Origin of the sequence: Bacillus sp. FSL E2-8900 (genome assembly GCF_037966225.1) — a bacterium.
GTDB classification, from domain to species: domain Bacteria; phylum Bacillota; class Bacilli; order Bacillales; family Bacillaceae_G; genus Bacillus_A; species Bacillus_A cereus.
In genome coordinates this window covers 2,558,708-2,572,415 of record NZ_CP150193.1, presented here as the reverse complement: position 1 = coordinate 2,572,415, position 13,708 = coordinate 2,558,708, and the positions used below count along the sequence as shown (strand labels likewise).

Below are 13,708 nucleotides of genomic sequence, written 5' to 3'. Positions count from 1 at the left end.
AGCCGGTTCTTATTCAGAAGCGGCTATCTTTATTATTTTTGGTGTAAATGGTTTTCTTCTAATATGTTTGGGAAACTGCGGTATAGTTAATGTTTCCTTAGCTTCTTCATATGTATGAAAAATTGGTTCTTTTCCATCATCCCCTTGTAAAACTAGCCCTTCATCTCGGATTACATATGGCATAAAACCACCCCATCTAGTAAAGAATTATGTTCTTTTGCAGCAGAATAATACGATTTAAAGTTTGATTTTCTTAATACATATAATACACTAGAACAGTACGAAAAAGTATGTACAATGAATTTTGAATGTAAAGGAAGATTATTATGTCAGTTATTGATAAATTGAAACTTAATAAGTATACAAATATGGTCGTTATTAACGAACCAAGTGATTATGACATTTTTACAGGTAAAGAAACTGCATTCTCAAAAGAACACGATGCTATCTTTATATTTGTAGAAACGCTTGATGAAATGGTGAAACAAACGAATTTTATTATTAGTAATGAAGAATTACTAATTGAAAAAGGTTACCTATTCTTCGCATATCCGAAAAAAGGTAATGCTCGTTATAGTACGTTTATTCACCGTGATGAGATGTTTCCGGCATTAAACGTTGGAGAAGATGGTTATGTGGGAGAAAGCGATATTAAATTTGCACGAATGGTAAGTATGGATGAAGTCTTTACTGTTGTAGGTTTAAAACGTGAAAAGAAAAAAATAACGAAAACATCTGCTATGAGTCAATGTGTTGCCGATTATGCAGATCGAATTAAAGATGTTGAAGCATTATTAGCTAATCATCCGAATGAACTTAAGTTTTATCAAAGTTTAACGCCTGGATACCAAAAAGATTGGGCACGTAATCTTTTTTCTGTGAAACAAGAAAAAACTCGTGAAAAACGTCTAGAGAAAATGATAGAAATCCTTTCACAAGGCTATAAAACAATTGAATTATTCCGTAAGAAGAAAAAATAATGATTAAGGAAGTCACAATGCTGCAACAATTAATTGTGATGAGTACATTGAAAAAGCATTCCTTCCATTATACTAAGGAATGTTCTTATATTTATATAATTAGCAAAAGAGAAAAGGTGTTTGAAATGAAATCGTATATTGTAGTTGGATCTGGAATTTTAGGAGCGTCTACTGCTTATCATCTTGCTAAGACAGGTGCGAATGTTACTATCGTGGATCGCCAACAATTAGGGCAAGCAACTGATGCAGGAGCAGGAATTGTATGTCCATGGTTATCACAGCGTCGTAATAAAGCATGGTATAAAATTGTTAAAGGCGGTGCACGTTACTATTCTTCGTTAATTCAGCAATTAGAAGAAGACGGTGAAACTGACACAGGATATAATCGTGTAGGTGCAATTAGTTTACATACTGACGAGAAAAAGTTAGATCAAATGGAAGAGCGAGCTTATAAACGACGTGAAGATGCCCCGGAGATTGGTGAAATCACTCGCTTATCAGCTGAAGAAACAAAAAAATTATTCCCAGCATTATCAGACGAATATAGTTCTGTTCATATTAGTGGTGCTGCACGAGTAAATGGGAGATTATTACGCAATGCATTAATAAGTGCTGCGAAAAAACATGGTGCAACTTTCATAAAAGGCGATGCTATATTAGTCCGTGAAGGAAATCATATTACGGGAGTTACAGTAAACGATGAAACAATTTTAGCAGAAAAGGTTATTGTAACTGCAGGCGCATGGGCGAATGAAATCTTGAAACCATTAGGAATTAATTTCTTAGTTACATTCCAAAAAGGACAAATTGTTCATCTGCAAATCGAGAATACAGCAACAGAAAATATGCCAGTTGTTATGCCACCGAACGATCAATATATTTTAACGTTTGACAATGGGCATGTCGTAATTGGTGCAACACATGAGAATGATACTGGTTTTGATCATCGTGTAACAGCAGGTGGTTTACATGAAGTATTCCATAAGGCATTAACAGTTGCGCCTGGCTTAGAAAATGCTACAATGCTTGAAACGAGAGTTGGATTCAGACCATTTACACCAGGATTCTTACCTGTTATCGGACCGCTACCTAACTTTGAAGGAATTCTCGTTGCGAATGGATTAGGGGCTTCGGGTTTAACAGCTGGTCCATATCTAGGAGCGGAACTTGCTAAACTAGCGCTCGGAAAAACGATTGAATTAGATTTAAATGATTATGATGTTGCTGGCGCAATTGAATAATATAGGGTACTGCTAACATTTAGGAAAAACCATGCTAAACAAATTCGACAAGAAATAATCAGTTTTTCCTCTGTTAAGAGTAAGCCTGTTTATGAAAAATAAAATTATTTAAAAATAGAGGGCCGACATTATAAACCTGCATTAATAATGTAGAATTGTGATGGCGGCTCTTTATTCATATTGATTTAAAACTTATTTTCGAGAGGAGGTTAAGTAATGAGGGCGTCATATCAAGTATTGATATTTCCTTATATAAAAACTGCCGATTCTATTCAATATGCCATTTTTAACCGAAGTGATTATGGTTATTGGCAAGGAATAGCTGGTGGCGGAGAAGACGGTGAGATTCCTATTGAATCAGCAAAACGGGAAGCGTTTGAAGAGGCTGGTATTACAAGAGAATGTCCATATATACAATTAGATTCTGTGTCTTCACTACCAGTAGAGGATGTAGTTGGAGGATTCCTTTGGGGAGAAGAGGTTTATGTAATAAAAGAATTTTCTTTTGGAGTTAAAGTCCCTATAAAAAACATATCATTATCTAAAGAACACTTTAATTATAAATGGTTATGCTTTGAGGAAGCAGTAACGCTTTTGAAATGGGATAGCAACAAAACAGCATTGTGGGAATTAAACAAAAGACTATTAAAACAATAAAAGTTTTTGCTAACAAAAATAGTTGTGGAAGAAGAATTGAACCATTAACAAACCCTTGCTACACTTCTAAACAATGTTTTATAGATTTGGCATGGGTAATGAACGAACAGAACTTGTACTAAGAAAAGCCCTATACACTTGCCTCTGAAAAAATGAAAATAGTTAGAAATATTTTTATATCGTACGGTTTTTGGCTATGAATAACGGAATAAATATTAAGTATTCAACAGTTCAAATAAAACGAGTTAGCTTTTTATTTTAGGAAGAAAGATGACTCGTTTTATGCTAAAATTCGCTTAGTGTATATTTTCGTTAAAATGTGGGTGGGCCCCCTTTTAGCAAAACCGGAGTGGGAATGATGAGTATAAATAGTTTTGTGGGATTGATAAATAACGAATTATTAAAAGAGGTAAGTATCAGAAGTGAGGATGAATTCGAGCCTGTAGTAGTTAAAGATATTCCTAGACTTTGGAAGTGTTTAGGAACAGGTAATTATGCCGCAGTATTCATGCACAAAGAATACAAAGATTGGGTAGTGAAAGTTTACGTGCGAGAAGGAGAAGGAATTGAAAAAGAGTCAGAAGTATACCGAAGAATCGGAAATCATCCTTCTTATTCAAAGCTTATATATAAAGGAGAAAATTTCATAGTATTGAAACGTTTAAAAGAAATTACCTTATACGATGCTATTCATAAGGGGATTAAAATTCCTAAGCAGGTAATACTTGATATCAATAAGGCTTTAGAGTATGCGAGGGAACAGGGATTAACTCCTTGTGATGTTCACGGGAAAAATGTGATGATGGAAAAAGGAAGGGGATATGTAGTCGATGTATCTGATTTCTTAAAAACAAAAGAAGATAGTAAGTGGAGAGACCTAGAAAAGGCATATTTCACCTTTTATTTTCCTTTCATATATAAATTGCCTTTCCCTATTAAAGTACCGTATTTTATGTTAAACATTGTTAGACGTTCGTATAGAAAATATAAGAAGCTTAAAAAGAAATTCAAATTGTAAAAGGATCACATATGTTCCTGAAAACGAGTTAAATTCACATAAATAACTTTAGAAAAATTTCAAATTTTGTTTAGGGGCTACTCCAAGACCTTAGCTTGCTGGGCATGTGGTGTTACCTCAAAAAATAAAAAGATTAGGAGTGAATCCTAATCTTTTTATTTATACATATTTTTGTTAGTTATATCACTATCAATTCCAAAACGGGATATTTTGAATAAATGAAACCGTCAAAATAAGTGTTGATGCGGAACCAGCAGTTACTAAAGTTACTATTTTTCGTCCATTCTGTTCTTTTGAAGGTTTTATAAGTTCTGTAATTAACACAATCCATATTATGATAGATACTATTGAAATAATATTTATAGACATATGTAACACATCTCTTCGTGTTTTTACATAAATATTTCTTCTTTTATAAAATAAAAGCAATTTAACAAGAAAATATGTAACGCATTAAAAATCAATATTTTCCTGTTAAACCACCTTTTTTAAATAGAAATACGACTGATAAAACGATAACAACAGCCTTCAAACTGCCCCAATATGGATAAATAGCATGATCAGTTAGACTAGCATGCTGAAAAATATTCTCTAAACCGAAAATTCCTATCATGACTGCTAAAAGGAATGAAGCTGATCCATACGTCCCTTTACGATAGAGGGTAAATAAATAGACTGCGAAAATTAGTGGTAAGATGATTTGTAGTACGATTATCATAGTTCGTCCCCCAGATTATTTATAATTATATTATATACAAAATTGTAATAAAAAGGAAGAAAACTTATTTGATACTAACAGAACTACTCTAATCATATTCTTCTATAAAAAAGAAGAAAAAGGGGTGTACAGTTAATTGACAAAAGTTAAAGTTAGTTTACGACCCATTGTTCATAATATAAATTTACCAACTGTATTGAAAACAACGATACTTCCAGGTGAATCGACCGAAAGACTATTTATCGCAACTCAATTAGGAGAGATTTTTTACATAGGGGACGGAGTTATAAAGACATTTTTAGATATTCGTCACCTAATTATTAAATTAGGTACATTTGAAGAAGGTGTTTCTAGTAGCGGTTATGATGAACGCGGATTGCTAGGACTTGCGTTCCATCCACAATTTTATCAAAATGGGTTATTTTATCTTCATTATTCAGTAGCCGGAACTCAAGGACCAGGTGCACTTTCTGAACAATTTAAACCGAATCCTTGTGACCCTAAAACGTTAAATTTGAAGTGGGTTAATAGAAATACGCAATATGATCACATTGATACAGTGGAAGAATGGACTTTACAATCTAATGGTCAAGCTCAAAAGCGACGAACATTACTGAATGTAAGAAGACCATTTTTTAATCATAACGGAGTCAATAGTTTAAACTTTTCACCTGAGACTGGAAAACTTGTTTTTACAAATGGAGATGGTGGATCAGGTTATGATCCATTTAATTTAAGCCAAGATGATTTAGAAATAGCAGGAAAAATAATTGAAATCGATGTAAGTAAAAATACATTTATAAATAACCCTCCTGTAGTTACACGCTTTAATGAACTTCCTTTATCTATACAAGAAACACTTACAGTAATTGCGAAAGGAGTACGTAATATAACCGGCATTTCATTTCAAAGGTTTTATAATCAATATATCAAATACGCCGGAAATGTCGGACAAGATATTGTAGAGTCTATTTTTTCGTTTGTTCAATATAAACCTATACCGGTAACAGAACTTGTTCAAATGCATTTTATGAGGTTAACTCCCAATCAAGATGGGTTTATCAATTTTGGGTGGCGAGGATGGGAAGGGGATTTACCTACTTCTTTTATACGACATTGTTCTGAGAATCAGACTTTGGATGAGAGAACGATGGTTTATTATGATGAAACAATACAAACTTCAGTGAAGCGTATTCTGCCTCTACTTAGTTATTTTCATAAAGATTCTAGAACAGATAAGTTTGGAGGAACTTCACTTACAGGAGTTCAGCCATATATGGGAAATGCAATTCCAAATTTAACAGGTAGCGTTGTTTTTACTGACCTTGCCAAGAAAGGAGAATCCCAGTCTCCAATTAAGGGTGTTTTAGCCTATACTAGAGCAGGTACAGATGGTAAACATGCTGACTTTCATGCTATTGAAACCAATTATGATTTTGGTACGCAACCAGCTTATTATATGAGTTTAGGAACAAATTCGGATCAAACTAAATTATATTTAGGAGTTTACAGTTCTATGAAAGTAACTGATTTTAACAAAGGTACCATTTTTGAAATTATTCCCTGATACGATATACAATCGTAGTTTAATAATCCAAGGAATTTATTTTGTTTCAAAACGCACAATTTATCCCCCTAAAAGTCTTTTATTATATAGTAATTCATAACAAGTAGAAAGCAGCTCATAAACCACTACTGTATGAATAATATAGAAAGTAATGAATGAGGCATCTTTAGGGGGAGATATTGATGAATCGGTTTGTACGTTATTGGTATCAACTGATGATAGAACATGATACGAGTTTTGTTCATAAAAGAAAATTGTCCCTTGCGAATAAGTTAGTACTTACAGCTTTGATGAGTGCATTGGCCACCATGTTTCAAGCAGCTGGGAACTTAGTTCCTGGTATAGGTTTGCTCATTAGTCCATTTTCGACATTACCGATTTTTTTTGCTATTTTCTATTCTATTCGTGAGGGAATACTTTCTTATATTCTTACTATTTTTCTATTATTTATTATTGAGCCCAGTGAACTAATTGTCTTTCCTTTTACTACAGGCTTATTAGGTCTAGCCTTAGGAGTATCTTTTTTAAAATTAAAGAGGAGAATTTGGATTGTTTCCTTTTCAGCAACTTGTCTACTTATTGGTATTATGATCGTTCTCGATGTTTTCCGTTTTCCGGTACTTGGTCCTGCTGTTCATACAACTATGGATATAAAAATTATTTTATCAATATTTATAATGAGTTTTCTATACTGTTGGATTTATGCAGGTTTTTGCAGAATAATGATGAATAGATTATATAAAGTGTTGTATTGACAATGGCATAATGAGGATTGGAGATTGAATTCATGACTAACGTTGCAGTTAGAAGACCGAATTTAAATGATATAGATGAACTATATTTATTTTTCCGTATAGTTATTACGAATACATACAAAAATGAAGGATTGTCACAATTATTAGATGACATAGAAAATGAAATTAACTCAAAAAAGCAGTATTTGAAAAGTGATTTTGATAGTAACGGAGAAAGTCGTTACTTTTTATTAGCAATTGATACAAGTAACGATAAAATCATTGGAACAATCGAAATCGGTCCAGCAAGTACATTGATTAATAGTTGTACAGGTGGTGTACTTAAAAATTTGTATGAAATAGGAACTGTATTCATACTTCCGGAGTATCAGAGAAAGGGAATAGGGAGTTTATTACTACATACAATGTTTCTTACATTACTTAGCAGAGGGATAACAGAATATTGTTTAGATAGTGGATATAAAAATGCGCAAAGTATATGGATGAAAAAGTTTGGAAAACCTAGCTATGTATTGAAAGATTACTGGGGAGAATCCAGTGATCATATGATTTGGAAGAAAAGTTTACATGATACACCTATAATATTTGAATTATAAAATGAAATATGCCTCTGAACATAGCTTTTCTTACTTATGTATGCTATTATTTATCTTTATAATAAAAGAGGACGTGAATGAACTTGATTAAAATTAATATTCCTGAAGCTGATGTTTCAATTACTGAACGTAAACAAGTTATTAAAGGAGACGAGCCAATCATTACTCCAATTAATGGATTTATCGATTTCCACTTGTTCCCTAGAGATAAAGGCGGCATTTTTATGTTTTACAATATTAATGACGAACTTCTTTTCGTAGGTAAAGCTCGTAAAATTAGACAACGTATTAAGAAGCATTTTGAAGATAATGTTTCACCAATTAAAAATCACCGTGATGAAGTATACCGCATTGATGCATGTATCGTAGAAGATCCAACAGAAAGAGAAATTTACGAAACATATATCATTAATGAATACAAAGCGAAATATAACGTTGATAAAGTATTCTACAAATAATCAACATTAATAAAAAGCAATCCTAGCTAATATGCCAGGATTGTTTTTTATTTAGATTTATTCTTCATATCTTTCTCCTTTTTTCAAATGATTAGCAGCAACAAAACAGATTACACCTATAAATATAAGTACAATACCAACCGTTTTATGTTTTCCCTCAAAGAAAGGAATATCTGAAATAACATTTGTCATACATAGTCCTAAAAATACAAGGATAGGGCCCACCCAAAGTAATACATTACCGAATTTTGTGTGCTTCCACATAATAACCCTCCTTAACCCTCTTTACATATATATCCATAAATGAAAAGTAAATTCATAGAGAAATATAGTTTTTTTCATATCGAAAATTTAACCCTCATATATTGGTACAAGCAAAAGAGAAAGGAGACCATCATGAATTGGTTAGAAGCTTTCATACTAGGTATAATTCAAGGTTTAACAGAATTTTTACCAATCAGTAGTACCGGACATCTTTATTTAGGAAGGCATTTGTTCCGATTAGATGAGGCTGGCTTATTTTTAGATACGATGCTGCATATTGGGACTTTACTTGCGGTTTTTATTTATTACAAAAAAGAATTTATATATTTAATTAAAAACCCATTTTCAAAGCTCATGTTATTACTTATCGTTGGGACAATACCCGCAGTTGTAATTGGTTTATTGTTTAAAGATTTCTTTGAAGATATTTCAAAAACAGGAATCACGATCGGTTGGGAGTTTTTAGTGACCGGATTCTTTCTCTACACGGCAGATAAACAAAAGAATGGTCGTAAAAAAATGGATGACATAACATATAAAGACGCATTAATTATCGGTTCATTTCAAGCTGCTGCTATTTTTCCAGCCATTTCCCGTTCTGGAATGACAATTGTCGCTGCATTATGGAGAAAATTAGACCGTGAAACTGCTGCTTACTTTTCTTTTTTACTATCGACACCAGCCATTGTTGGAGCTATCATTTTGCAATTTATAGACGTTTTTCAAGGGAAAGCAGAATCTATTTCTAGTACATCTTTAATTGTCGGAACGTTATCAGCAGCGTTTTTTGGATACATAGCTGTTTCATGGATGATTCAATATTTAAAACGTCACTCCTTAAAAGTATTCGCGTATTACGTATGGGGATTAGGTATTTTAATTTTAATGTTGCAATTTACTGATGTATTTTAAGTATAATGATAAAGAAGTTAATTAGTTTAAGATCCTGTTTCATTCATACAAGGCAGGATCTCTTTTTATTAAGGGGGAAAATATGTTTAATAAGGCTATCGTTATTGGTGGAAGTATGGCAGGAAAGTTTGCAGCAAAAGCATTATCAACTTCTTTTAAAGAAGTAATCATTATAGAAGCTGGTGAAAGATGGGATGGAAAGTCTTCGAGAAAAAGAGTTCCACAAAGTAATCATCCTCACGTGTTATTAAAAGGTGGAGAAAACGCAATTGAAGAATTGTTTCCTAATATTACGAATGAATTAATAGAAGCAGGTAGTATCGTAAATAACTTTACTCGTGATTTGAAATGGCATCAATTCGGTCTATGGAAACAGCCATTCATAGGGGAAGTACATATGATTCAACAAAGTCGTCCTTTGCTAGAATGGCATATTCAAAAACGAATACATCAAATTTCAAATATTACTATTAAATATGAAACATTGGTTAAAGGGTTATTGGTAGATGCAAAGCTTAACAAAGTGTGTGGAGTAAAAGTTAAATATCTAGAGACAAACACACAAGAAGAAGTTCATGCGGATCTTGTAGTTGATGCGAGTGGATTTGGCTCAAAAAGTATAGAGTGGCTACGAGAATACGAAATTGAAGTACAAGAAGAGAAAGTTCGTATTGATTTATTTTACGCAACGAAAATGTTCAAACTTAAAGAAAATGAGAAATTAGACTGTTGCAATGTGCTAATGTCTCCGAGTTTCCCTGATAACCCTTATGGCGTTCTTATTCAAACGATAGAAGATAATCGTTATTTTGTTACTTTCAGTGGATACGCAAACGAGAAAGCACCACAAACAGATGATGAGTTTTATGATTTTGCTGAAAACCTATCAATTTCTAATGTTACAGATTTCTTAAACAAGGCCGAGGGAATTACTGATATAAAGACATACAAAATTCCTTATCAAGTACGCCGGCGATTTGATTTAGTGAATAATGTACCAGAAGGATTATTAGTTGTTGGAGATGCGCAATGTCGTTTTGATCCCGTTTTCGGCCAAGGCGTATCAGTTGCTGCTATGGAGGCTCACCAATTGCAATTACTTTTGCAAGATAGAAAACAACTTGATAAAACATTTACACAACAATTTTATAAAAAGGCAGCTACTATAATAGAAACCCCTTGGGATATGACAACAACAGAAATATCACGTCACCCGCAACTAAAGAGAGAATTAACTACAAAACAAAAATTTCAGCTATGGTATACGAAACAAATATATCGACTATCTGCAAGTAATTCTGATGTTTATATTCGGTTAGTACGAGTGATGAACTTAATTCGTAATCCATTTCATCTTTTTCATCCGAAAGTGTTACTATCTATATTACTTAATCGAAAGAAATAGCAGGAATATAATTGATTAAAAAAGAATGTATAACAGTTAGTAAATCAAGAAGGAGAATACGGGATGGAAATATACATAGAGCAACTAAAGGAACAAGATGCTAAGGATTTATTTATGTTTGAACTTACGAATAAATCTTTTTTTGAAACAATGGTACCAAATCGTGGCTCAAAATATTTTGAATTTGAATATTTCCAAAAACTACTAGACGATTTATTAATAGAACAAGCGGATGGAGATTCTTATTTTTATTTAATTCGTAATGAAGAAAAAGAAATTGTAGGGCGAATTAATTTAGTAGATATAGATACGGAAACTCGAATTAGTTCCCTCGGGTATCGGGTCGGAGAAAAATTTACTAAAAAAGGAGTTGCAACAGCAGCCGTAAAATTAATTTTAGATGTAGCGAAAAATAATGAAATTACTGAAGTTCATGCTAAAACAACGACTAATAATCTCGCATCACAAATTGTACTAGAAAAAAGCGGATTTTCTTCTTATCAAAATGAATCAGATATAACATCTGTAGAATTACATGGAGAACATGTGAAGTTTGTACACTATATTTGGAGAAATACTTCGCGCTTATAATAAGGAGGACTTATTCATGAATGATTTACGTTATCCAATTGGCCAATTTACATACAAACGTCCTATAACTGAAGAAATGATTGATACATGGATTCAAGAAATTGAAGATTTACCTAATGAACTAACAAAGGCAATTAAAGATTTAGATCAGAAGCAGTTAGATACACCATATCGCGTTGGAGGGTGGACTGTCCGTCAAGTTGTTCATCACGTTGTTGATAGCCATATGAATAGCTACATACGCTTCAAATTAGCACTTACAGAAAAGAATCCAACTATTAAACCGTATAAAGAAGAGAAGTGGGCAGAGTTACCCGATTCAAAATTACCGGTAGATGTTTCACTAGTAATGCTAGATTCATTACATAAAAGATGGGTTAACCTTTTATATTCTCTAGAAATTGAAGATTTAGAAAAGACATTTAACCATCCTGAAACTGGTGAAACAGAACTTGCTGTTGCAATAGGACTATATGCATGGCATGGTCGTCACCATACCGCTCATATTACTTCTTTAAGAAAGCGTCTAAATTGGTAACATGGAGATTATATTAGAAAAGGTGACAGAAACTGATGCAGAAGTTATATTTCAAATGCAAATAGACTCATTTAGCTCTTTATTACATAAATATAAAGACTATGAAACAAATCCAGCAAATGAAACTATTGAAAAAACTATTTTTAGAATAAATAATCCCAGCAGTAATTTTTATAAGGTGATAATAGATTCGAAACTTGTTGGAGCAATATGTATATCCGCAAAAGAACTACCTTATAAATTTTGGATTAATCCAATGTTTATTCATCCAATCTATCAAGGGAGAGGAATTGCTCAGAAGGTACTTATTTTAATTGAAGAAATGTTTCCAGAAGCACGAAGTTTTGAACTTGCTACGATTTTAGAAGAAGAAAGAAATTGTTTTCTATACGAGAAAATGGGGTATAAAAGAACAGAAGTAATAAAGAAATTAAATGATAAAACTACACTTGTTTATTACAAAAAAGAAAGGTAAAGCATTTAAAATACGCTTTACCTTTTTATGTTATTTCAGATTAAATATACAAAAATAATGTATGTTCTTCCAAAATACTCGGGTTAGTAATTTTGAAAATGAATAAAGATACAAAAACCACTACTTTGTCGTAAAGGTTACTAGCGCTTTTTGAATGCTTAAAATACTATCGTCACCTTTAAATTCTTTCGTAATTGGTTCCTCCATACTAGACACCCAAATTTTAAGTTCTGCATCTAAATCAAAATGCCCAGCCGTTTCGATGCTATATTGTGTAATACTTTTATAAGGAATAGAATGGTATTCTGTTTTTTTGCCAGTTACTCCTTGTTTATCTACTAATATAAGACGACGATTTGTAAATACGATTAGATCACGAATTAATTTATAAGCATGCTCTACTTTTTCATCGTCTAGCATAATCTTCTCTAAATCACGTTCTACACTTTCAGAACTCGTATTTGATGCATTTCCTAAAATACCGCTAAATAAACCCATATTAAATTCCTCCTTTAATATATGTGGAATGAATTACTTATATTGTAACATGTTACTCACAAAGATATTATGACATTACTTTAGTAGTTTCTGGTTATTGTTGTAATTAGTTTATATAACCTCATCTTAAAATCTTATGCTAATATGAAATTAAGAAAAAAGAAGCAGAGGGATATAGCATGAAGAATATTGGTTTAGTATTAGAGGGCGGAGGAATGAAAGGTTTATATACTGCAGGTGTACTCGAATATTTCATGGAAAAGAACTTATTCTTTCCATATGTAGTCGGCGTATCAGCTGGAGCCTGTATGGGAGCAACCTATTTGTCACGTCAAAAAGGTAGAAATAAGAAAGTAAATACAGAGCTAGTATCAGATTACAGGTATATATCTTATCGAAACTTAATTCGAAAACGTGAATTATTCGGAATGGATTTTTTATTTGATGAAGTACCTAATAAAATTGTACCATTTGATTTTCAAACTTTCTTAAACTGTAATGAACAGTTTGTTATAGGGACAACTGATTGCGAATCAGGACAAGCCATTTATTATAATAAAGCAGAACACGGAAATGATATTTTAAAAATTATTCGTGCATCTAGCTCTGTGCCGTTTATAGCACCTGCTGTAGAATATAATAATCGAAAATTATTAGATGGAGGGATTATAGACCCTATACCTGTTTTGAAAGCCCAAAAGGATGGTTATGAAAAGAACGTTGTAATTATGACAAAGCCAGAAGGATATGAGAAGCAGCGAAATAAATTTTCAGGCCTGGCTAAAATTTTATATAGAAAATATCCGAAAATCGCAGAGAATTTAGTAGACCATTATCGTTTTTATAATGAGACGATATCTTATATGAATCGAGAAGAACAAAAAGATAATTTTTATGTAATTCAACCAAGTGTACAGCTTCCTATAAGCGGAATAGAAAGAAATAAGGAAAAGCTCGTTAATCTATATAATCTTGGGTATATCGATGCTCAATATCATTATGAAAACTTATTAAATTGGATAGAGAAATAAAGGG

Annotated in this window: 19 protein-coding genes; 14 read left to right on the top strand and 5 right to left on the bottom strand. The window is 32.4% G+C overall.

The window, feature by feature from the left end:
- Positions 1–9: 9 nt before the first annotated feature.
- Positions 10–183 (bottom strand): hypothetical protein, encoded by a 174-nt coding sequence (locus NST90_RS13160; protein ID WP_162840094.1) that lies wholly within the window; start codon positions 181–183, stop codon positions 10–12.
- Between the two features lie 143 nt (positions 184–326).
- On the opposite strand from NST90_RS13160, the gene NST90_RS13155 reads away from it, so the two are divergent.
- The 4 genes from NST90_RS13155 (at position 327) to NST90_RS13140 (ending at position 3,896) form a co-directional block, all read left to right on the top strand.
- Positions 327–980, top strand: a complete 654-nt coding sequence (locus NST90_RS13155; protein ID WP_046392778.1) for a YdeI/OmpD-associated family protein — start codon at positions 327–329, stop codon at positions 978–980.
- 125 nt (positions 981–1,105) lie between these two features.
- On the top strand, positions 1,106–2,221 hold the full coding sequence (locus NST90_RS13150) for an FAD-binding oxidoreductase (protein WP_000844396.1): 1,116 nt from the start codon (positions 1,106–1,108) through the stop codon (positions 2,219–2,221).
- Positions 2,222–2,437: 216 nt separating this feature from the next.
- Positions 2,438–2,878 (top strand): NUDIX pyrophosphatase, encoded by a 441-nt coding sequence (locus tag NST90_RS13145; protein ID WP_001202788.1) that lies wholly within the window; start codon positions 2,438–2,440, stop codon positions 2,876–2,878.
- Between the two features lie 355 nt (positions 2,879–3,233).
- Entirely contained in the window at positions 3,234–3,896 is a 663-nt protein-coding gene (locus NST90_RS13140; protein ID WP_006929730.1) for a serine/threonine protein kinase, read from the top strand.
- A gap of 189 nt (positions 3,897–4,085) precedes the next feature.
- Here NST90_RS13140 and NST90_RS13135 read toward each other — a convergent pair whose 3' ends face one another.
- Positions 4,086–4,265 (bottom strand): hypothetical protein, encoded by a 180-nt coding sequence (locus NST90_RS13135; RefSeq protein WP_000026325.1) that lies wholly within the window; start codon positions 4,263–4,265, stop codon positions 4,086–4,088.
- A 91-nt stretch (positions 4,266–4,356) separates the two neighbouring features.
- Positions 4,357–4,614, bottom strand: a complete 258-nt coding sequence (locus NST90_RS13130) for a hypothetical protein (protein WP_000587704.1) — start codon at positions 4,612–4,614, stop codon at positions 4,357–4,359.
- A gap of 136 nt (positions 4,615–4,750) precedes the next feature.
- On the opposite strand from NST90_RS13130, the gene NST90_RS13125 reads away from it, so the two are divergent.
- The 4 genes from NST90_RS13125 to NST90_RS13110 all read left to right on the top strand — a co-directional run bounded on the left by NST90_RS13125 (position 4,751) and on the right by NST90_RS13110 (position 7,990).
- Positions 4,751–6,181: a PQQ-dependent sugar dehydrogenase gene (locus NST90_RS13125; protein ID WP_046392777.1), complete on the top strand. Its 1,431-nt coding sequence runs from the start codon at positions 4,751–4,753 to the stop codon at positions 6,179–6,181.
- A 182-nt stretch (positions 6,182–6,363) separates the two neighbouring features.
- Complete coding sequence (locus NST90_RS13120) at positions 6,364–6,936, top strand: hypothetical protein (protein WP_001079232.1); 573 nt, start codon at positions 6,364–6,366, stop codon at positions 6,934–6,936.
- A 32-nt stretch (positions 6,937–6,968) separates the two neighbouring features.
- On the top strand, positions 6,969–7,532 hold the full coding sequence (locus NST90_RS13115) for a GNAT family N-acetyltransferase (RefSeq protein ID WP_006929726.1): 564 nt from the start codon (positions 6,969–6,971) through the stop codon (positions 7,530–7,532).
- 77 nt (positions 7,533–7,609) lie between these two features.
- Positions 7,610–7,990, top strand: coding sequence for a nucleotide excision repair endonuclease (locus NST90_RS13110; RefSeq protein ID WP_001048941.1), 381 nt, complete (start codon positions 7,610–7,612; stop codon positions 7,988–7,990).
- Positions 7,991–8,047: 57 nt separating this feature from the next.
- Here NST90_RS13110 and NST90_RS13105 read toward each other — a convergent pair whose 3' ends face one another.
- Positions 8,048–8,254: a hypothetical protein gene (locus NST90_RS13105; RefSeq protein ID WP_000265477.1), complete on the bottom strand. Its 207-nt coding sequence runs from the start codon at positions 8,252–8,254 to the stop codon at positions 8,048–8,050.
- Between the two features lie 132 nt (positions 8,255–8,386).
- On the opposite strand from NST90_RS13105, the gene NST90_RS13100 reads away from it, so the two are divergent.
- From NST90_RS13100 to NST90_RS13080, 5 genes are all read left to right on the top strand, one after another.
- Complete coding sequence (locus NST90_RS13100) at positions 8,387–9,166, top strand: undecaprenyl-diphosphate phosphatase (protein WP_001104303.1); 780 nt, start codon at positions 8,387–8,389, stop codon at positions 9,164–9,166.
- 82 nt (positions 9,167–9,248) lie between these two features.
- Positions 9,249–10,571: an FAD/NAD(P)-binding protein gene (locus NST90_RS13095; protein ID WP_000482056.1), complete on the top strand. Its 1,323-nt coding sequence runs from the start codon at positions 9,249–9,251 to the stop codon at positions 10,569–10,571.
- A 63-nt stretch (positions 10,572–10,634) separates the two neighbouring features.
- Positions 10,635–11,162: a GNAT family N-acetyltransferase gene (locus tag NST90_RS13090; RefSeq protein WP_016122611.1), complete on the top strand. Its 528-nt coding sequence runs from the start codon at positions 10,635–10,637 to the stop codon at positions 11,160–11,162.
- Positions 11,163–11,178: 16 nt separating this feature from the next.
- Positions 11,179–11,700: a YfiT family bacillithiol transferase gene (locus NST90_RS13085; RefSeq protein WP_006929720.1), complete on the top strand. Its 522-nt coding sequence runs from the start codon at positions 11,179–11,181 to the stop codon at positions 11,698–11,700.
- Between the two features lies 1 nt (position 11,701).
- The gene (locus NST90_RS13080) at positions 11,702–12,175 is read left to right on the top strand and encodes a GNAT family N-acetyltransferase (RefSeq protein ID WP_283748163.1); all 474 of its coding nucleotides are present in this window, start codon (positions 11,702–11,704) and stop codon (positions 12,173–12,175) included.
- 120 nt (positions 12,176–12,295) lie between these two features.
- Here NST90_RS13080 and NST90_RS13075 read toward each other — a convergent pair whose 3' ends face one another.
- A complete protein-coding gene (locus tag NST90_RS13075; protein ID WP_000522476.1) occupies positions 12,296–12,673 on the bottom strand; it encodes a PH domain-containing protein in 378 nt (125 codons plus the stop codon).
- Between the two features lie 179 nt (positions 12,674–12,852).
- Here NST90_RS13075 and NST90_RS13070 point away from each other — a divergent pair, with 179 nt between their 5' ends.
- Positions 12,853–13,704, top strand: coding sequence for a patatin family protein (locus NST90_RS13070; RefSeq protein WP_016122609.1), 852 nt, complete (start codon positions 12,853–12,855; stop codon positions 13,702–13,704).
- The last annotated feature ends 4 nt before the right edge of the window (positions 13,705–13,708 follow it).